At 65.7% G+C, this 18,553-nt stretch carries 17 protein-coding genes, 1 pseudogene and 1 riboswitch; of the genes and pseudogenes, 4 read left to right on the forward strand and 14 right to left on the reverse strand.

What is annotated here, in order from left to right:
- Nucleotides 1-31: 31 nt before the first annotated feature.
- The 9 genes and pseudogenes from KZO24_RS20530 to KZO24_RS20570 all read right to left on the reverse strand — a co-directional run bounded on the left by KZO24_RS20530 (nucleotide 32) and on the right by KZO24_RS20570 (nucleotide 7,310).
- A complete protein-coding gene (locus KZO24_RS20530) occupies nucleotides 32-1,258 on the reverse strand; it encodes an NAD(P)/FAD-dependent oxidoreductase (protein WP_379525619.1) in 1,227 nt (408 codons plus the stop codon).
- Nucleotides 1,259-1,262: 4 nt separating this feature from the next.
- On the reverse strand, nucleotides 1,263-2,033 hold the full coding sequence (locus KZO24_RS20535) for an alpha/beta fold hydrolase (protein ID WP_271182159.1): 771 nt from the start codon (nucleotides 2,031-2,033) through the stop codon (nucleotides 1,263-1,265).
- A gap of 3 nt (nucleotides 2,034-2,036) precedes the next feature.
- Nucleotides 2,037-2,180, reverse strand: coding sequence for a hypothetical protein (locus KZO24_RS20540; RefSeq protein WP_271182160.1), 144 nt, complete (start codon nucleotides 2,178-2,180; stop codon nucleotides 2,037-2,039).
- A gap of 25 nt (nucleotides 2,181-2,205) precedes the next feature.
- A complete protein-coding gene (benD, locus tag KZO24_RS20545) occupies nucleotides 2,206-2,991 on the reverse strand; it encodes a benzoate diol dehydrogenase BenD (RefSeq protein ID WP_271182161.1) in 786 nt (261 codons plus the stop codon).
- 10 nt (nucleotides 2,992-3,001) lie between these two features.
- Nucleotides 3,002-3,516 (reverse strand): annotated as a pseudogene (benB, locus tag KZO24_RS20550) (benzoate 1,2-dioxygenase small subunit).
- Nucleotides 3,513-4,862: an SRPBCC family protein gene (locus tag KZO24_RS20555; protein ID WP_271182163.1), complete on the reverse strand. Its 1,350-nt coding sequence runs from the start codon at nucleotides 4,860-4,862 to the stop codon at nucleotides 3,513-3,515. Before KZO24_RS20555 ends, benB begins: the two are co-directional and overlap by 4 nt.
- 25 nt (nucleotides 4,863-4,887) lie before the next feature.
- Nucleotides 4,888-5,808 (reverse strand): dioxygenase family protein, encoded by a 921-nt coding sequence (locus tag KZO24_RS20560; protein WP_271182164.1) that lies wholly within the window; start codon nucleotides 5,806-5,808, stop codon nucleotides 4,888-4,890.
- A gap of 48 nt (nucleotides 5,809-5,856) precedes the next feature.
- The gene (gene catC, locus KZO24_RS20565; RefSeq protein ID WP_271182165.1) at nucleotides 5,857-6,147 is read right to left on the reverse strand and encodes a muconolactone Delta-isomerase; all 291 of its coding nucleotides are present in this window, start codon (nucleotides 6,145-6,147) and stop codon (nucleotides 5,857-5,859) included.
- Nucleotides 6,148-6,152: 5 nt separating this feature from the next.
- The gene (locus tag KZO24_RS20570) at nucleotides 6,153-7,310 is read right to left on the reverse strand and encodes a muconate/chloromuconate family cycloisomerase (RefSeq protein ID WP_271182166.1); all 1,158 of its coding nucleotides are present in this window, start codon (nucleotides 7,308-7,310) and stop codon (nucleotides 6,153-6,155) included.
- 145 nt (nucleotides 7,311-7,455) lie between these two features.
- On the opposite strand from KZO24_RS20570, the gene KZO24_RS20575 reads away from it, so the two are divergent.
- Entirely contained in the window at nucleotides 7,456-8,379 is a 924-nt protein-coding gene (locus tag KZO24_RS20575) for a LysR family transcriptional regulator (protein ID WP_271182228.1), read from the forward strand.
- A gap of 110 nt (nucleotides 8,380-8,489) precedes the next feature.
- Nucleotides 8,490-10,736 (forward strand): FdhF/YdeP family oxidoreductase, encoded by a 2,247-nt coding sequence (locus KZO24_RS20580; RefSeq protein ID WP_271182167.1) that lies wholly within the window; start codon nucleotides 8,490-8,492, stop codon nucleotides 10,734-10,736.
- 131 nt (nucleotides 10,737-10,867) lie between these two features.
- Here KZO24_RS20580 and KZO24_RS20585 read toward each other — a convergent pair whose 3' ends face one another.
- Both KZO24_RS20585 and KZO24_RS20590 read right to left on the reverse strand, forming a co-directional pair.
- Nucleotides 10,868-11,647 carry a hypothetical protein gene (locus KZO24_RS20585; RefSeq protein ID WP_271182168.1) on the reverse strand — a complete coding sequence of 260 codons (780 nt, stop codon included), beginning with the start codon at nucleotides 11,645-11,647 and terminating at the stop codon, nucleotides 10,868-10,870.
- A gap of 111 nt (nucleotides 11,648-11,758) precedes the next feature.
- A complete protein-coding gene (locus tag KZO24_RS20590) occupies nucleotides 11,759-13,003 on the reverse strand; it encodes a S8 family serine peptidase (protein WP_271182169.1) in 1,245 nt (414 codons plus the stop codon).
- An 86-nt stretch (nucleotides 13,004-13,089) separates the two neighbouring features.
- Here KZO24_RS20590 and KZO24_RS20595 point away from each other — a divergent pair, with 86 nt between their 5' ends.
- Together KZO24_RS20595 and KZO24_RS20600 are read left to right on the forward strand one after the other, a co-directional pair.
- Nucleotides 13,090-13,599: a sigma-70 family RNA polymerase sigma factor gene (locus KZO24_RS20595; protein WP_271182170.1), complete on the forward strand. Its 510-nt coding sequence runs from the start codon at nucleotides 13,090-13,092 to the stop codon at nucleotides 13,597-13,599.
- Complete coding sequence (locus KZO24_RS20600) at nucleotides 13,596-14,339, forward strand: anti-sigma factor family protein (RefSeq protein WP_486487627.1); 744 nt, start codon at nucleotides 13,596-13,598, stop codon at nucleotides 14,337-14,339. The genes KZO24_RS20595 and KZO24_RS20600 overlap by 4 nt, the downstream gene beginning before the upstream one ends.
- Before the next feature lie 123 nt (nucleotides 14,340-14,462).
- Here KZO24_RS20600 and KZO24_RS20605 read toward each other — a convergent pair whose 3' ends face one another.
- From KZO24_RS20605 to KZO24_RS20615, 3 genes are read right to left on the reverse strand one after another with little or no spacing between them, the layout of a single operon-like run.
- Nucleotides 14,463-14,945 carry a hypothetical protein gene (locus KZO24_RS20605; protein ID WP_486487628.1) on the reverse strand — a complete coding sequence of 161 codons (483 nt, stop codon included), beginning with the start codon at nucleotides 14,943-14,945 and terminating at the stop codon, nucleotides 14,463-14,465.
- Nucleotides 14,933-15,946, reverse strand: coding sequence for a PepSY domain-containing protein (locus KZO24_RS20610; protein WP_486487629.1), 1,014 nt, complete (start codon nucleotides 15,944-15,946; stop codon nucleotides 14,933-14,935). The genes KZO24_RS20605 and KZO24_RS20610 overlap by 13 nt, the downstream gene beginning before the upstream one ends.
- Nucleotides 15,947-15,963: 17 nt before the next feature.
- Nucleotides 15,964-18,090 (reverse strand): TonB-dependent receptor, encoded by a 2,127-nt coding sequence (locus KZO24_RS20615; protein ID WP_271182173.1) that lies wholly within the window; start codon nucleotides 18,088-18,090, stop codon nucleotides 15,964-15,966.
- A 178-nt stretch (nucleotides 18,091-18,268) separates the two neighbouring features.
- A riboswitch (cobalamin riboswitch) is annotated at nucleotides 18,269-18,510 on the reverse strand.
- Between the last annotated feature and the right edge of the window lie 43 nt (nucleotides 18,511-18,553).

The following is an 18,553-nucleotide window of genomic DNA, read 5'->3' on the forward strand; positions in this document are numbered from 1 at the left end:
CCCTGTCGCGCAGCGATCGGGAGGATTCAGTTCACACCAGTTCCTTGAGCGGCACACCCGCGTCGGCAAGGCGCCCCATATCGGGCGTGGCGCCCGCCTCGACCAGCTTGCGCCCCTGCACGTAGTCCTTGACCATGTTCACGCAGTCCAGCGCCACGACCTTGCCCTGCTTGAGGTAAACCACCGAGAAGCTGCGCCCCTCGACGTCGCCGCGCGTCACCGTCTGGTCGAAGCCCATGTTGATCCCGGCCGTCTGCAGCTTGAGATCATACTGGTTCGACCAGAACCAAGGGAACGCCTTGTACGGCTTTGCGTCCCCGCAGATCGCCTTGGCCACGCACGTCGCCATATCGTTGGCGTTCTGCACCGATTCCACCCGCATCACCGTGCCGCCCGCGTAGTCGCAGGCGAAAGCGGCACAGTCGCCAATCGCGTAGACGTCCGGCAGCGAAGTGCGGCAGAATTCGTCCACGTCCACGCCGTTCGCGCCCGAGGCACCCGCCAGGATCAGCGGCCCGACGGCAGGCACGATGCCGATGCCGACGATCACCGCCTCGGCCGGGATGACCTCGCCATCGACCAGCTTCACGCCCGTTACCCGGTGACCGTCGCCCTCAAGGCATTCGACCGCGACGCCGGTGCGCAGATCGACGCCGTGATCGCGGTGTTCCTTCTGGTAGAACTCGGACAGTTCCTCGCCCGCGACGCGCGCCAGCACGCGCGGCAGGGCTTCGAGCAGGACCACGTTCAGCCCCATCTTCGACAGCACCGCCGCCGCCTCGAGCCCGATGTAGCCGCCGCCGATGACGACGATGTTCTTCGTCCCCGCATCGACCTCGGCCATCAGCGTGTCGCAGTCCTCGCGGGTGCGCACCGCGTGGACGCCCGCCAGATCGGCACCGCCGCACGACAGGCGCCGCGGATCGCCGCCGGTCGCCCAGACCAGCTTGCCGTAACCGAAGGTCGTGCCGTTCGAGAGCGTCAGTTCCTTCGCTTCGGCGTCCACCTTGGTGACTTCGGTGGAGAGCCTGAAGGTCACCTCCTTCTCGGCCCAGAACGTCGGCGGGCGAATGTAGAGACGATCGAAGGTCTTCTCCCGCGCGAAGTATTCCTTCGAAAGCGGCGGCCGCTCGTAAGGATGCTCCGGCTCGCGGCCGATGACGGTGATGGTTCCGGTGAACCCGTTCTGGCGCAGGGCGAGCGCACATTGTGCTCCCCCATGTCCCGCTCCCACGATGACGACGTCTGATTTTTCCATGGGATCAGTCCTGCAGGAAGGCGATCATGCCTGAGGCGAGTTCGGCGGGAGCCTCCAGCGGTGCAAGGTGTGCAGCCTCGAGCGACAGATGCGCAGCGCCGGGGATGCGGGCAAGCAAATATTCGCCATGCCCCTCGAACGGCGTCGAGGTATCGCGCGTGCCGGTTACCACCAGAGTGGGCGCGGCGATGCCGGAGATACGCTCGGCCAGATCCATGTCGCGGATCGCCGCCCCGCAGCCCGCGTAGCCTTGCGCGTTCATGCCGACCAACTGGCGGCGCACGGCCTCATTGATCGCGGGTTCGGCCGTGTCCGACAGAAAACGCCCCATCGCAAGGTCGGCGATGGCGGCCATCCCCTCACCGCGCACTTTCGCGATACGGTCGTTCCACGAAGCGCTGTCCATCGTGGCGGACGTGCAGATGGGGATGAGCTTTTCAATCCGCTCGGGCGCGGCGAGGGCCAGTTCCATCGCGATCATCCCTCCCAGCGACACGCCCGCGACACTGAAGCGTGCAAAACCTGCCGCGTCCGCAACTGCAAGCACATCGGCGGCCAGCATCGCCATCGAAAATTCACCCGGATCAGCAATTGACGCACCATGGCCGCGCGCGTCGATCCGCAGCAGCGCGAAGCGGTCGCGCAGGAACGGCAGCACCGCGTCCCACAAATCCATATCGGTGCCGATGGAGTTGAGCAGCACCAGCGCAGGCGCGTCGTCACGCCCGTCGCGCTTCCAGTAGAGGCTGGCGCCTGCAGCTTGAGTGAAAGGCATAGATCAGTCCTCAGGTGCGATGGTGACACGCAGGCCGTCGAGCGCCGGGGTCATGGCGATCAGGCAGGACAAGCGCGAGAAGTTGGTGCGATAGGCACCGATGGCGGTTTCGTCGCCCGAGCGGGTGACGGCGATCAGTCTTGGCACCTATCCATGTCCTGTGAAGCTGGCATCAGCCGATATCGCCACCAGCCACCGGCAGGACCGATCCGGTCACGTAGCTGGCCTCGTCCGAGGCGAGGAAGAGGATCGGCGCGATCTGTTCCTCCAGCGTGCCGTAGCGTTTCATGAACGCCGACGATGTGACTTGCTCCACCGCCTCGGCCATCCAGGCCTGCTCCTGCGCGTTGTCGCCCTCGGCATTGCGGGCGACGCGGCGCGCGGGCGCGCTGGTGCCGCCGGGCGCGGTCGCGACGACGCGGATGCCGGCTTCGGCATATTCCATGGCGAGCGCCTGCGTCATGCCGTTGATCCCGCCCTTCGCCGCCGAATAGGGCACCCGGCGAATACCACGCGTGGCGTTGGACGAGAGGTTGACGATCGTACCCGCGCCCTGCCCCAGCATGATGGGCAGCACCGCGTGGCAACAGTAGAGCGTCGGCATCAGCGAGCGGCGGATTTCCGCATCGATCTGCGCGGGCTCGAACTCGGCATAAGGACGCATGCGGATCGCGCCGCCGACGTTGTTGACGAGAATGTCGATGCGCCCGAACGCCGCTACGGCCGCCGCCATCGCCTCGGCTGCGCCCTCGTAGGTTTCAAGGTCGCATTGCACCGAGACGGCCTTGCCGCCGTCCGCGACGATGGCCTGCTCCACTTCGGTGACGAAGTCGGCCCGGTCGACGAGGACGACGCTTGCGCCCTCCGCCGCCGCGCGGGTGGCCACACCCGCCCCGATACCCTGTGCGGCACCTGTCACGACCATGACCTTGCCTGCGAACCGTCCTGCGAAGATCACTGCAACCTCCTCAGACGTGGTAGACGTCGATGACCTGATGAATATAGTCGTCCTTGAGGACGATCTTCTTCTTCAGGATCTTCGGGGCGTCTCCAGCCGCATCCAGCGTCAGGAAGGTGGTTCCGAAAAACTGCTGCGTCTGCTGGTAGCGGTGGCTGAGCGTGTGCCAGTTATAGCGCAGGTCGATCGCACCTTCGCGCGTCTCCAGCACCTCGACATTGGCGATGAAGTGCGAAGTGCGCGCTTCAGGCGTGCTGGCAGACGAACGCTCGGTGTTCAGGCGGTAAACCCGGTCCTCGAGCCCTTGCGGTTGCCGTAGTAGATCAGCGAGATCTCGGTCTGCGGGTTCGTGGTCAGCGCATCGTCGTCGGTCCACGCGGGCATCCAGTACTCGGCGTCCTGCGAATAGCATTCCAGCCATTCGTCGAACTCGCGGTCGTCGAGCAGGCGCGCCTCGCGGTAGAGGAACGCGCAGATCTCGGCATAGGACAGCGCGGCGGCGGTGTTTTCCAGAACGAGGGTCATTCCGCAGCCTCCAGCATCGGTTCGGCGTCCTTCGCCATGCCGTCGAGCATGATCTGCGCCCAGAACTCGTGCTGGCGCACGAAGAGACCCTCGTCCTCGCTGCGCTCGCTGGAGAGCAGCGGGTTCATGCCCATGGCCTTCGCATTGGCATCGGGACCATGGACCCAGCGCGTGGCACCGCGGCTGAGGTCGTTCCACAGTTCGCCCGCACCTTCGTAGGCGGACTGGCAGCTGCGGAATTCCTCGAGGTCGTCGGGCGTGCCCATGCCGGTGACGTTGAAGAAATCCTCGTACTGGCGGATGCGGTGGGCACGATCTTCGGCACTCTCGCCCTTGGGCGCATAGCAGTAGATCGTGACCTCGGTGGTATGGACGTCGATCGGACGCACCACACGGATTTGGGTGGAGAACTGGTCCATCAGGAACACGTTGGGATAGAGCGCCAGATTGCGCGTCTGTTCGAGGATGAACTTCGCCTTGTCCTCGCCAAGCCGTGCGTCCAGCGCCGCCTTGTGGCTCCAGATCGGGCGGACTTCGGGGTTCAGCACCTGCGTCCAGAGCAGGATATGGCCATGCTCGAAGCCGTAGACGCCGCTTGCCGGGGCCTTGGACCAGCCATTGGCGTCGACCGCCTTGGTCCCGCCCTCCGCACGGCGGCCCATGGTGGACTGGTAGTTTTCGTGAACGGAGCTGACGTGGTAACCGTCGCAGCCGTTCTCCATCTGCATCTTCCAGTTGCCGTCGAAGGTGTAGGTGGAATTGCCGGTCAGCAGTTCCAGACCCTCGGGCGCCTGATCGACCATCTGGTCGATGATTACCCTGGCCTCGCCGAGATGCTCCGTGAGCGGCAGCACGTCATGGTTCAGCGAGGCAAAGATGAAGCCGCGATAGCTTTCGACGCGGGCGCGCGTCAGGTCGTGCGACCCTTCATGGTTGAAGCTGTCCGGATAGGCGCCGGTGCTGGCATCCTTGGCACGCATCAGCGAGCCGTCGGTCTTGAAGCTCCAGCCGTGGAAGGGGCACACGAAGAGCGGCTGGTTGCCCCGCTTGCGGCGGCACAGCTTGGCGCCGCGATGGGCGCAGGCGTTGACGACGCAGTTGAGGCCGCCATCCTTGGCACGGGTCAGGATCACCGGGGTCCGCCCGATCCAGGTCGTGAAGTAGTCGTTCTTCTTCTCGACCTGGCTCTCATGAGCGACGTAGACCCAGTTGCTCTCGAAGATGTACTTCATCTCGAGTTCGAACAGCGCCGGATCGGTGAAGACGTCGCGGCGGCAGCGGAACAGGCCGGTCTCGGGGTCGTCGACCACGGCGGTCGCAACGCGGCTCATCAGATGTTCGTGCATGATCCTGTCTCCCGTGTTCTGGTCGTCAGACGGTTTCGGCTTCCGGAAGCGCCGTCGCTTCGGCGCGGGTGCGCGCGGAGAAGCCCTCGTCGCCCGCGTCGTGGGCGCGCTGCATCTGGAAATCGAACTGGATGTAGGCGCTGTCGCCCTGACGGCTGGGCACCGGCAGCAACCCTGCGCGGGTGCCGAAGGCGAAGTCGTCCGCCGCGAAGGGATCGTCGCCGAAGTTGATCTGCGTCGTCAGCGTACGGTAGCCCGGCGCCTCGATGAAGAAGTGGACGTGTGCCGGACGGTTACCGTGGCGGCCGAGCGCCTGCATCAGCTTGTCCGTCGCGCCTCCGGGCGGCACCGAGTAACCGCTCGGCTGGTTCGAATGGAACGCATAGCGTCCGTCGTCGGCCAGCCTGATGCGGCGGCGGTTGTTGAACGGGGTCTGTTCACCAGTCGGGTCGAAGTGCGAATACCAGCCCTTCGAGTTCGCATGCCACACGTGGACGATGGCGTCTTTGACCGCCTCGCCCTCGGGTCCGGTCACGGTGCCGGTCATGTGCAGCACGGTGGTGCCCTCGTCGGGGTCGACGCTGAGGTTCACGTTGCCTTCCACCAGCGGTGCACCGGCTACATAGAGGGGACCTTCGATGGTGCGCGGAGTGCCGCCGGTCAGGCCCGCTTCGGCGTCCTTGGCGTCCATGTAGAGGTCGAGGAAGTGTTCGAGGCCGGTGCCGGGGACGATCAGGCCGATCTCGGCTGCGCTGTCCGACAGGTACTTCATCGCCAGCCAGAACTCGCTCTCCGAGACGTCATGCCTGACGATGAGTTCCATCACGCTTTCGGTAAGGTCGCGCACGATCGCCTTTAGGCGCGGGCTGCCGCCGCTCTCGTTCACGCCGGCGGCGCGGTCGAGCAACTGCTGGATCTCGGGGGTCTTTACGAAGCTGGTGTCCATTTCATTCTCTCCCGTTGTTCTTAGCCCACGATTCTGGGGCGGAGGCGATCAGCGATCGTCGTCATGGATGGAGGAAGGGTGCCGCGCGAGCGGCGTGATTTTCATTGTCATGAAGGGGTACAGCGGCAGCGCCATCAGCGTTTCGTGCAGCGCCGCGTTGCTCTCGACATCGAAGATCGAGACGTTCGAGTACAAGCCGACCTTGCGCCAGATGTGGCGCCATATTCCTGCGGTCTGGAGCTTCTGGAAGTACGCCTTTTCCTCGGCCTTGATCCGCGCCGCTTCGGCGGGGTCGAAGTCCAGGGGAATATTGACGTCCATTTCGACCATGAACAGCATCGGTGTCAGGCTCCTGCAGTGACGGCGTGGAGGGTGGGCGCGGTCCGGTCGCGCCGGAAGAAGGCGAGCTTGTCCTCGTCGAGGTTCACTCCAAGGCCCGGCCCGGGAGGGACCGCCAGCGAAAAGTCAGCGTAACGCAGCGGTTCGGAAAGGATTTCCTCGGTCTGGAGCAACGGACCGAACAGCTCTGTACCCCAGGCGAGTTCGGGAATTGTGGCGAATACGTGTGCCGACGCGGCGGTGCCGATCCCGCCTTCGAGCATGGTGCCGCCATAGAGGCCGATACCCGCAGCCGTACCGATCGCAGCGACTTCGGCCGTGGCGAACAGGCCGCCCGACTGCGCGATCTTGAGCGCGAAGACGCCCGCCGCCCCGGCCGACGCGATCCGCAGCGCGGACCGTGGGCCGTGCAGCGCCTCGTCCGCCATCAGCGGCACCGCCTGGGTCTGCGACAGGCGCGCCATCGCCGTCACGTCGTCGCCGGCGATCGGCTGCTCGACGAGGTCGCAGCCGACCTCCCGCAGCATCGCCATGCCCAGCTTGGCCTGCGCCTCGCTCCAGTTCTGGTTGACGTCAACACGCACGCTGGCGCGATCGCCGAGCGCCTTGCAGATGGCGCCAACGTGAGCGACGTCGTCACGAACGTCGCGCTTGCCGATCTTCAGCTTGAAGATGCGGTGGCGACGCGCCTCCAGCATGGCTTCGCCCTCGGCGATGTCGCGCGCAGTGTCGCCGCTGGCCAGGGTCCAGGCAACCGGCAGACTGTCACGCACCCGGCCACCACCGATCAGTTCCGAAGCAGGAATGCCGAGCCGCTTGCCCGCCATGTCGAGCAGCGCCGTTTCCACCGCGCACTTGGCGAAATGGTTGCCGCGCACGCACTTGGCAATCTTCCCCATGGTCGCGCCGACGAGGGCAAGGTCGCAAGTCTCGAGCACCGGCACGATGTAGGTGTCGATCGCGGACTTGATGCTCTCCGGGCTCTCCTCGCCGTAGCTGAGGCCGCCGATCGTGGTGCCTTCGCCGATGCCCTCGACGCCGTCCGCGTCGGTCAGGCGAACGATCACCATCGACTGGGCGTGCATGGTCGCCATGGCCAGTACGTGCGGCCGGATCGTCGGCACATCGACGATGAAGGTATCAGCTCGGCCTAACATAGCCATTGCAGCGACTCTCCCGAATGCTTAGCTTTCGAGCGAGAATTATGCCTGCCTTGCCGGGCATTCAAAGATCAATGCGGTCAAGAATTCATACCTTATAGGTATGCTATGCTCGGTGCAGCGTTTTGAGGAGGTTTCAGCTCTCATGATGGACATGCGCCTTCTGCGCTACTTCGTGGCTGTGGCAGAAGAAGGCAACTTCAACCGGGCTGCCGAACGGCTGCACATCGCACAGCCACCGTTGTCACGCGCGATCCAGCAACTGGAAGCCCACGTCGGCGCCCCGCTGCTCGACCGGTCGAGCCGCCCGCTGCGCCTGACTGCCGTGGGCCGCCTGCTGCATGCGCAGGCGCTGCAGATGCTGGCACGGATGGAAGACGTGGAAACCATGGTAAAGGCGGCTGCGACCAGTCGCCGTCGTCGCCTGATAATAGGCTTCGTTGCCTCCACCATCTATGCCCGTCTGCCCGAACTGATCCGCGAATTCCGCAAGGTCGCCCAGAATGTGGAACTGGTCATGGTCGAAGCGACGACGCTCGACCAGATCGCCGCCCTGAAGGACGGACGCATCGACGTCGGTTTCGGCCGCATCCGCTTCGAGGATCCGGCCGTCCGTCGCATCATCCTGCGCAACGAGAAGCTCATCGCCGCCTTCCCGATGGATCATCCGCTGGCGACCAGCGATGAGCCGATCTCACTGCGCGAACTCGCCGATGAACCCCAGATTCTCTATCCGCGCGCACCGCGCCCCAGCTATGCCGACCAGGTGATCTCACTCTTCCGCGATCATTCCATCGAACCGCGTGTGGTCCACGAGGCGCGCGAACTGCAGATCGCTATCGGCCTCGTCGCAGCCGAGGAAGGCATCGCGATCGTCCCGGAATCGGTCCGCCGCGCCCGCAGCCACGACGTCGCCTTCCGCGAACTCGTGGAGCCTGCGACCTCGCCCATCATCATGAGCCACCGCCCTGGCGACCACTCACCCGAACTGGCGCTCATGACGGCCGTGGTCGCCCGCAAGTATGCGGAGTGGGGCTATGACGTTCCCACAGCTTTGACCGAAGAACTCTGACGGCCCGCGAGCATGCAACCAAGTTGGCTCACAATGCATACATATGTGATGTCGGATTTTGCGGCGCGGGGTGCTAACCCACCCGCGCCCCCTGCTGCGAGACGAGAGCCATGAGCGAGACACGCGAACCCGAAAGCCGCCCCGAAGGCATCAGCGACTACACAGGACCGGCGGGCGGCTGGGGCGCGCTGCGAGCGGTAGCGCGCACAGTGCGCGAGCAGATGAAGGCCAGCCCCGACACGCGCGCGCTCCTGCAAATGAACCAGCCCGACGGGTTCGACTGCCCCGGCTGCGCCTGGCCCGATCCACGCCATACGTCATCGTTCGAGTTCTGCGAGAACGGCGCCAAGGCCGTCACTTGGGAAGCCACCGTCAAGCGCGTCGATCCCGACTTCTTCGCGCGCCACACCGCCACCGAACTGTGGTCCTGGAGCGATCACCAGTTGGAGGACGCGGGCCGCCTCACCGAACCGCTGCGCTACGATGCCGAGACCGACCACTATGTACCCATCACATGGGACGAAGCCTTCGCCCGCGCGGGTGCATCGATGCAGGCCCTCGCCCACGCCGACCAGGCCGAGTTCTACTGCTCCGGCCGCGCCTCCAACGAGGCCGCGTTCCTCTACCAGCTCTTAGCGCGCGAGTTCGGGACCAACAACTTCCCCGACTGCTCCAACATGTGCCACGAGGCGACCAGCACCGGCCTGCCCAAGTCGATCGGCATCGGCAAGGGCACGGTGACGCTGGAGGACTTCGACCTTGCCGACGCGATCTTCTGCATCGGCCACAACCCCGGCACCAACCACCCGCGCATGCTCGGCACGCTGGCCGCCGCATCGAAGCGCGGCGTGCCCATCGTCGTCGCCAACCCGATGCGCGAGCGCGGACTCGAACGCTTCAAGTCGCCGCAGCATCCCACCGAAATGCTCTCGACCCATTCCACCCCGCTCGCCTCTGCCTACCATCAGGTCCGCATCGGCGGCGACATGGCGATGCTCAAAGGCATGATGAAACTGGTGGTGGAGGCTGACGCCCTAGACCACGCTTTCATCGCCGATCACACCGAAGGGCTGGATGCGCTCAGGGCCGATCTCGATGCCACCAGTTGGAACTGGATCGAGGTCGCCTCGGGCCTGACGCGCGATGCCATCGAAAGCATGGCGCAAGTCTACATGAAGGCGGAGCGGGTGATCGTCTGCTACGGCATGGGGATCACCCAGCACAAGCACGGCACCCAGAACGTGCAGGCGATCGCCAACCTGCTCCTGCTTCGTGGGCAGTTCGGCAAGCAGGGCGCAGGCATCTGCCCCTTGCGCGGCCACAGCAACGTGCAGGGCGACCGCACCGTCGGCATTACCGAACTGCCGACCGAGGACATGCTGCAACGTCTCGACGCCGCTTTCGGCATCGCCGCGCCCCGCCATCACGGCCACAATGCAGTCGAAGCCCTTGCCGCCATGCGCTCCGGGCACTCGAAGGCGCTGATCTCGCTCGGCGGCAACCTCGCCGTCGCCATGCCCGATCCCGAGGCCTGCTTCGCTGCCGTGCGCGGGCTGGACCTTTCGGTCAATATCCTCACCAAGTTCAACCGCACTTGCCTGCTGACGGCGAAGGAGACTCTGGTGCTCCCCTGCCTCGGCCGCACCGAACTGGACGTGCAGGACGCCGGCCCGCAATGGGTGACGGTGGAGGACAGCATGTCGATGGTCCACGCCTCACGCGGCAAGCTCAAGGCGCCCGGCCCCGAGGTCCGCTCCGAGCCGGCGATCGTTGCCGGACTGGCGCAGGCGGCGATGCCGCACACCCGCATCGACTGGGCCGCGCTCGTCGCCGACTACGACCGCATCCGCGACGGCATCGAGGCCGTCTATCCCGACTTTCGCGACTTCAACATTCGCGTGCGTGAGCCGGGTGGATTCCGCCTCACCATCGGCCCTGCGACCCGCACGTGGAAGACACCGACCGGCAAGGCGCAGTTCATCGCGCACCCCCACGCCGAGGAACAGGTCGAGCGCTCGCTGCTGCTTACCACGATCCGCAGCCATGACCAGTACAACACCACCATCTACAGCCTCGACGATCGCTATCGCGGCGTCACCGGCCGCCGCGACGTGATCTTCGCCAACGAAGTGGACCTTGCCATGCTGGGTCTGGCCGAAGGCGACAAGGTGGACGTCACCACCCCGGCCGGGCGCACCTTGAAGGGCTTCACGCTGGTCCGCCATGCCATCGCGCGCGGCTCGCTGGCGGCTTACTATCCGGAGGCCAACTGCCTTGTGCCGCTGGACGACTATGACCCCGCGAGCGGCACCCCGGCCTACAAGTCGATCCCGGTCACCATCCGCGCTGCCGCCTGATCGCACGCATGAGAACGCCCCCGAGAGTGAGTGGTCTCTCCCGGGGCGCAGGCCGCCGCGTCATCGGTGGGGGATGGAAGCGACGCAGCGGTGTTAGGCACGCCTTTCTGACGAAGGCTTATCTGCGGAACTTACTGGTCGCGGCTGGTGCTGGCACCGAGGCCGACCGAACCGTTCGCACCGCTCTTCGAAGCCGAACCGCTGCCCGAGCCGGTCACGTTGGCGCTGCGCTTGCCCGCCTGCGCGTTGGCAGAACCATTACCCGAACCCGAGGCTGAGCTGTTCGCCGCGCTGGACGCCGCATCGCGGGCCTGGCTGCCGACCGCCTGCGCCTTCTCTGCCGCGGCCGAGCGGGCTGCCTGAGCCGTCCCGGTCGCGGTGCCCGCAACCTGCGAAGTCACGCCCGAGGTATCAGGCAGGCTGCCCGAGCCGGCGAGGTTGCCCGCGCCCGAAGCCGAGCCGTTCGCGCCCGATCCCGTCAGTGAACCGGCGAGCGAACCCGTGGCCGAGCCCGTGCCGGTTGCCGAACCGCTACCCGCCGTCGAGCGGGCGGAGTCGACGAGGCCGCTGGCCTGCGAGCGGGCGCTATCGGCTGCACCGGTCACCGCCGAGGTATCCGGCGCCGAAACCGAGGGCTTGGTCACGGACTTCCTGGCGTGGCCGCTGGCATTGCCCGAGGCCCGCGACGAAACGCTGCGGCTGGCGCGCGAGGCGCTGATGTCGCCCGCACCGCCCATGGTCCCGTCGATCGAGCTGCCGACACCGCCGATGGTGCCGCCCAGCGAGCCGCCGAGGCCACCGCCGAGCGATCCGCCAAGGCCGCCACCGCCCAGCAGCTGGGCATTGGCCACGCCTGGCGCGGCGATCAGGGCAAGAGTTGCGATGGCGGTCGTGAGTGAGAGCTTGTTCATGGGATTTGCTCCTTCCTTGTTGTCGTTGGCCCCGTCCGGGGTGTCTGATGGAAGGAACGGATGGCCATTTCGCTTTCATCCATGGCCGATGAAATTATTTCAGATTTTTTTCTAAAGGCCCGATCGGCAGATGTTGCACAACACGCCGCGTCCGGTTCGGCGCTGCCCCTTGATGGCTTCGGAATCCACGGCTTTCATCGCCTCTGCGGCACTTGTGACGAGTGCCCGCCGCGCCGCGATACGCGACGCCACCAGCGGCGCAGCATAGGACGTTCCGCGCAGCGACTGACGCCCCTTGCCCGGGACAAGCGCCGACATGTCAGCTCCCGGCGCAGCATAATCGAGGTGCAAGGCACGCCCCGCCTCGATCAGCACACGTCCCGATCCGTCTACGCCGGTCACCGCGATCACGCCGGGATAGGACGCCGGAAAGGCAGGCGGAGCCGCTGCGCCATCGTTGCCGACAGCGGCCACCACCGTCATCCCCTTGCTCTGCGCCGAAGCCACCGCCCGCGCCAGCAGCGGGTTGGACGGACCGACCAGGCTGATCGACACCACCGGCACGCCCTGCACCTGCATCCACCCCAGCGCCCTGGCGATCGCCAGCGCATTGCCGCCTGCCGGGTCGGAGCCATAGACATCGGCGCCATAGATACGTGCAGTCCCCGCCCCCGTCAGGAGCGAGGCGATCGCGCTGGCATGGTCGCTGGTTTTCGGCGCCCCCGCCGCAAAGCCGCGCTGCGAGGCAAGCCGCGCCGAACCACCGATGCCGCCGTCGATGACCCCGACAGTGCCGCCGCGTGGAAGCGCTCCGGATGCCGCCTTGCCGTCGTTCGTGGGGGTGCCACCCGAAGGAAAATGCAACTGATCCGCGCTGATCTCCCGGCCGGGAAGGGCCTTGCGCAAATCCTCCACCGACTTGGCCACAGAGGCACCTGACGGCACCTGAAAGCGCGCAAAGCGGACATCGAGCCCCTCGAGCGTTCCCTGCTCGAGCACGCTGTACCCCTGCCGCCGCGCGGTATCGAGCGCCGCCTCGTCAGGGTCGAGCATCAGCACTTCGCCCCGCACGGCAGGCTGGTGCTGCTCATCCCACTCGACCCGGTCGCCGTGATCCGCGACCAGTCGCGTTAGCCGCCGTACCCGCTCGTTTGCCAGCGCACGGACGTCGCTCACGATCCGCCCGACGGGCTCTACCACCGGGCCCGCAAGATCACCGAGCGTGTCGCGCACGCGGCCCACGGTGCCGGGCACATCGATCGGCAACCCGCCGCCCAGTTGCGCCTCCGCCGGCACCGACGGCGCAGCGAGGAACAGGGCGGCGATGCCGGTCGATAGCAGCGTGCGGTGTCTCATCAGTCCATCCGATAGCAAAAATTTCATGGCTTTCAGGGATGAAACGCGGCAGTCGGTCCGTTTCATCCTGCGGACAAGACATTTCGATGAACGCATCGACGAGCCAAGACCGTTTCTGCGAAGAACTCACCGCCCTGCTGCCGCGCCTGCGGCGCTTCGCGCGGGGGCTCGCCCGTGATCCGGCCGACGCCGACGACTTGTGCCAGCAGACGGTCGAGCGCGCGCTCAAGTCCCGCCAGTCGTGGCAGGACGGCACACGCCTCGACGCTTGGGTTTACAGGATCATGCGCAACCAGTGGATCGACGAAGTACGGGCAAGGACGCGGCGCTCGCAGACTTTCACCCATGAAGAAGAAGGGGCCAACATCGGCGCCCCCGGCGATCTCGCGGCCGAGAACCTGGTCGAGTTGGGGAACGTCGGCAGGGCCTTGGCACGCCTCCCGGAAGAGCAGCGCGAGGCCGTCATACTCGTACTTGTCGAGGGCTTCGCCTACAAGGAAGCGGCGGAAATCATCGGCGTGCCCCAGGGTACGCTCACCTCGCGCCTCGGCCGAGGGCGTGAAGCACTGTTGCGCGAACTGGGAGAAATCGCATGACCGTGAGCGATGATGAATTCACTGCCTATGTCGATGGCGAACTCACCGGCGCAGAGGCGCAACGGGTGGCCGCCGCGATTGCCGGCGACCCCGCACTGGCGTCGCGGCTGGAGGCGCAGCAGCGCCTTCGCGCACTGTTGCGCGGCCACCTCGATCCCGTCGCGGTTGAGCCGGTGCCGGAAAGCCTGACACAGATGATCGCAGCCGCTGCGGCGGAGGATGCCGAGCGCGACATGACCGACACGAAGCAGCATGAACCGGCGCGCGTCCTCGATTTCGCCGCCGCACGCGCGCGTCGTGACGATCAGGTCCGCGCCGCCCGGCCTCCTCGCCTGACCCTGCCCCGCTGGTGGGGTACGGGAGCGGCCATCGCCGCCTCGCTCGTGCTCGGCCTGTTTTTCGGGATGCGCGTTGCCGACGACGGCGCCAGTGTCACCTCGGGCGGTGCTCTCGTTGCCTCGGGCATGCTGGCAAAGGGCCTCGACGAAAAGCTGGCCTCCGCCAACGAACCCGGCAAGCTACGCATCCTGACCAGCTTCCGCCGCGAGGACGGCAACTATTGCCGCGTCTACGATGCCGGGGCCAGTTCAGGTATCGCCTGCAAGGACGCCCAGGGCTGGATCCTGCAGCGCACCGTTGCGAACGGAGCGCCCGAACGCGGTGCGTACCGTCAGGCCGGATCCGCCGCAGGCGAACTCGCTGGCTGCGGCGCAAACCATGGCCATTGGCGAGCCGCTTGATGCCGCGCAGGAACGAGCAGCGCGCAGGGAAAAGTGGAACAAGTAACCCTCTCAAGCACACCGCCTGCGCCCCGGCTCTGGACGCAGGCCTGCTTCTTCTCCGAGAGACCACGACGGTCAGGATCACGCTATCGCCTGTCGCGCCGCTTTTCGGCGACGGCGCCTCACAAGATGGTTCCAACCGATAACGATCCCCGACAGCGACATGATGATCCCAAGTGCAGAGAGCAACCACATCAATGGCTCGCGCAGGAAACGGTTGGCGAGCAGGAATGGTAGATCGAAATCATGCAGCGCGTTGAAAAACCATCGGTAACTGCGTCCACTCGCGTTCTGCTGGCTCAACAGTGACCCTCCACGCGGGTCAATGGTCGTCCATGTCCGCTCCGCATCGCCGAAGATGACGCGAACAACCGGCAGGGTGCGTTCGTGCCGGTGGGAGTACCAGTAAAGGTCCGGCTTCTGCAGGACGACAACATTCCTGACCGGCGTACCCGGCATCAGGCGCCGGGCATTGGCGACCAGTTCGGCTTGCGTGAAACGCAATGCCCGGCCATCCGGGGTGGCGATCATCGAGTGCCCGGTCTTCACCGTCAGCGTGACCACCGGGCGGCCGCCGACCCAGGCCAGCCGCGCTTCCCGGGCCTGAGGTGCGCGGGCGGCAAGCCTGCCGCCATCCAGCACAGGAAAGTCCGCACTCGCGTGCGCCGCATAGAGGGCGGCACCCCCGACGGCCCATTGCGCGCGAACCAGTCGAAAGGGCTGACCGAAAGCCATCCACTGAACATCCAGGTAATGGCGAAGATCCCTCCGGCCAGTCCGGTCAGATGGTGCCATTTCATCCAGCCTCGATAGAGTGTTATCGCCCCATTCCTGTAGCGCCGGCGCAGCCTGAGACGCAGGATACCGACCCACATGCCGGTAATACCGAGGACCACGGCCGGACCGGACGTCCACAGCACCACCTGTCGCCACAAAGATCCGTCGCGGCGGATGGCGGTGAGGTATAGCCAGTGCGGCACCGCGCCCACCCAGTTCCATGCCCTTTCACGGGCGTCCGTGTTCTGAACCGGCTCTCCGCTGGTGGAGGAGACGTAGATCTGGGTACCCCGAGCATCTCCCAGCGAGACCTTCCACAACGGTCTCGCCCACTTGAACCCTTGTGCGACGGTCCATTGATCGTCGTGAATACGCTCCACACGGGTGATCGGCGCGGCGCCCGCGAAGCGCCGCGCCGCCGCTATCGCAGAGGCAGCATCCGGTGCGGAAAGGCGCCGCCCGTCCAAAGCCGACAAGGCGATCCGCCGCTGCTTGTCCCGGATACGCCAAGCGGGCTCTCCCGCCGCCATATCGAGGCGAAGTTCCGCGGGAAACCCCTGCTGTCCGGCGCGGCGAAGCGCCTCGGTCGGACTGATCCTCACCCGGCTCCAGTCGATCGGAGCCAGCCCTGCAAGCCGCTCCTCCTCGGTCAGCGACGGGTAGGGCACGTACATCATGACCACGCCCGAAACGAACCACAGGAGAAACATCAGGCAGACCGCGATGCCCAGCCAGCGGTGAAGCCAGTACAGCCACCGCAGGCTGGCCTTGAGGCCCCTCTTTACCAAGGCGTGCGCCATCGCCCTTACAGGCTCATATCCAGGCGGACATCGAAGCGCCGGGGAGCACCGAGCAGCCATTGCGAAGAATTGCTGCCGATCGGGTAGATCTTGTCGAAGACATTGCTGATCCGCCCGTCGATCGCCAGCTTTTCGCTGATCGTCCAGCGCAAGCCGAGATCGACCACCTCGTAGCCCGGCACGCGCAAGGTGTTGGCGTTATCTGTCCATCGCGGCGCGACGAAGCGGGCGGAGACACGGGCCTGCAGCGGCTCCAGGAAGCGCCAGTTCGCCGAGATATTGGCAGTCTTAGTCGGTATCCCGGGCGGCGTGTTCCCGGCGCGGTCGATCACGACGCCGTTCACCACCTCGCCGAATTCCTTGAAACGGGCCTTGAGGATGGTGCCATTGGCCTCGATCCCGAAGGCGTCGGTCAATTGCACTGCCAACGTCGCCTCGACACCGCGTGAAGTCCGCTTGCCAACCTGCTGGGTAATAAGACGGTTCTCCGGGTCCGGGGTAAGAAGACGCCGCTTCTCGATGTCGAACAGCGCAATGGAGGCGGAGCCGCGCCCTTCAAGGAAGCGCTGCTTGACGCCGACTTCGAACTGGCGTGCGGGCGAAAGGCCAAAGTCCTTCTGCGCGTTCGAAGTCGTGATAAGCGCGCTGATCGGGTCGGTGCCGACTGTGAACGAGCCGTAAAGCGCAGTATCGACCGCAGGGTTCAGGACCAGCCCAAAGCGGCCCGAAGTACTGTGATACTTCCGCTTGAAGCCGTTCGCCGGCGTACGCGCGTCGATGCGCTCCAGATCGTACCAGTCCTGCCGGAAACCTCCGACCAGCGAGGCCCAGTCACGCAGTTGGAGTTGGTCTTCCATGAACACCGAATACTGCGTGGTCAGGGTGCGGAAACCGAGCGTGGTGGGCACCGGCGTGATGAAGCCGCCGGGTTCGAAGTCGAACGGATCGACCACGGAACTGCCGCCATAAGGCGAGTTGTTGATGTGGCGGAACTTGACCCGGTTGACGTCGAAGCCGACGAGCAGGCTGTTCTCCACACCCCCACCCAGCGGAGTACGCAAGGTGAGGTCGCCGCGATCGCCGATCTGGTCCTGACGGTGGACGATGTTCAGGTAGTCACTGCGCGTCACCAGCCCGGTCGTTGCGGAATAGCGATAACTTTCGGCGTTGAGCCAGTCGCGATCCGAACTAAGGTAATAAGCCACGTTGCGCAGCGAAATCGCATCCGATGCCTGCCACTCGGTCGTCAGACGTGTCCAGTTGTCCCGGAAATGATCCTCGCTGCCGGTGATGTTGAAGTTGATGAAACGGAAGCGCCTGTCGAACTTGCCGTTGTTCAGCGGACTGCCGAAATAGGGCAACATCTCGACGTCGCCGTAGTCGGAAGCCAGCGTGAAGCTCAACGTCGGGCTGGCGTCCCAGCGCAGCGCGCCGGAGATGGCGAGGTTGCGGTTGTCGCTGTTGCGGTCGGGCCAGCCATCCGAGCGTGTGAAGCTGGCTGCGACACGATAGGACAGACCTCCTCCCACGGGCCCGCCAGCATCACCCGCGATCTGCATCGCGTTGTCCGAGCCGTAGGCCACGCGGGCCTGCATGATGCTGCGGTCGGTCGACGGCTTCTTCATGATGACATTGACCGCGCCGCCGATCGCGCCCTCGCCTGATATGACCGAACTCGGGCCGCGCAGCACGTCGATGCGCTCCACCGTCCAGGGATCGACCGGGAAGGTCAGCGTCCCCGAGGCCACGAACAGGCGCGTGCCGTCCACCAGCAACTGCACCGACCCCTGCCCCGAGAAACCGCGCGCGGCCATCGCCGTATTCCCGTTGCCCGGAGAACCCTGGAAAGTCAGACCGGTAGCGCGGCTGACCGCTTCCTGGATGGAAAGGTCACCACGCGCCCGGATCGCATCACCGTCCAGCACCTCGATACTTGCCGGAGTTTCAAAAACCGTGAGGCCGAGGCGGCTGCCGCTGCTCTTCGTATCGAGGCTGGTTTCGGCCCGCAGGCCCGTTACCAGGATGGTGTCTGCCGGATCGGCCTCGTCTGCGCGCGCGGCCGAGGAAAACACGGATGAGGAAAGCGCTGCGAAAGCGGTCGCGGCGCACAGCGCATATTGGGAAATCGTCATGTGAGAAACAAACCCTGTCCGGCGTCATCGACGTCTGACGAGGGCGTCCGCGCGAACGGTCGGCCCACGCGACGACACGACGCCCCCGGCGCCGTCGCTTGGGTCGATGCGGCCCCCGCCGCACATGCGTCGCTCAGACGGATTTCACCGTGCCTCGGCCATCCCCTGGACCAAGGGCAAGAGCGACCGGACGCTGGCAGGTCTCCTGGCTTGCGGGTCATCGCACGATGCACGGCCTTCCCAGGCCTCGCAGGAGTTAGCGTCCGGCCCAGTGGCTGCGACAGGGCACTTTGGCCTGCCGCGATATGCATCGCGCTCACCGCTCACAGTTGCAGGGACAGCCTCGGATTCAGGGGCGCGAGCCCCCTCACCGCGTTCCCTTTAAGCCCCCTTACGGGAGCACCAACGCGATCATGGCCTCCCGAACCTCGAGAGACGGGAGCCGCCCTACGCGAAGGAAGTG

The sequence above is a fragment of the Novosphingobium sp. NFX11 genome, from assembly GCF_057376415.1.

Bases quoted from the DNA above. Each gene is read 5' to 3' on its own strand.
- KZO24_RS20535 (WP_271182159.1), bottom strand. From the start codon at position 2,033: ATGCCTTTCACTCAAGCTGCAGGCGCCAGCCTCTACTGGAAGCGCGAC.
- KZO24_RS20615 (WP_271182173.1), bottom strand. From the start codon at position 18,090: ATGACGATTTCCCAATATGCGCTGTGCGCCGCGACCGCTTTCGCAGCG.
- KZO24_RS20560 (WP_271182164.1), bottom strand. From the start codon at position 5,808: ATGGACACCAGCTTCGTAAAGACCCCCGAGATCCAGCAGTTGCTCGAC.
- KZO24_RS20595 (WP_271182170.1), top strand. From the start codon at position 13,090: ATGAACGCATCGACGAGCCAAGACCGTTTCTGCGAAGAACTCACCGCC.
- KZO24_RS20575 (WP_271182228.1), top strand. From the start codon at position 7,456: ATGGACATGCGCCTTCTGCGCTACTTCGTGGCTGTGGCAGAAGAAGGC.
- KZO24_RS20580 (WP_271182167.1), top strand. From the start codon at position 8,490: ATGAGCGAGACACGCGAACCCGAAAGCCGCCCCGAAGGCATCAGCGAC.
- KZO24_RS20590 (WP_271182169.1), bottom strand. From the start codon at position 13,003: ATGAGACACCGCACGCTGCTATCGACCGGCATCGCCGCCCTGTTCCTC.
- KZO24_RS20555 (WP_271182163.1), bottom strand. From the start codon at position 4,862: ATGCACGAACATCTGATGAGCCGCGTTGCGACCGCCGTGGTCGACGAC.
- catC (WP_271182165.1), bottom strand. From the start codon at position 6,147: ATGCTGTTCATGGTCGAAATGGACGTCAATATTCCCCTGGACTTCGAC.
- KZO24_RS20600 (WP_486487627.1), top strand. From the start codon at position 13,596: ATGACCGTGAGCGATGATGAATTCACTGCCTATGTCGATGGCGAACTC.
- KZO24_RS20570 (WP_271182166.1), bottom strand. From the start codon at position 7,310: ATGGCTATGTTAGGCCGAGCTGATACCTTCATCGTCGATGTGCCGACG.
- KZO24_RS20585 (WP_271182168.1), bottom strand. From the start codon at position 11,647: ATGAACAAGCTCTCACTCACGACCGCCATCGCAACTCTTGCCCTGATC.
- KZO24_RS20530 (WP_379525619.1), bottom strand. From the start codon at position 1,258: ATGGAAAAATCAGACGTCGTCATCGTGGGAGCGGGACATGGGGGAGCA.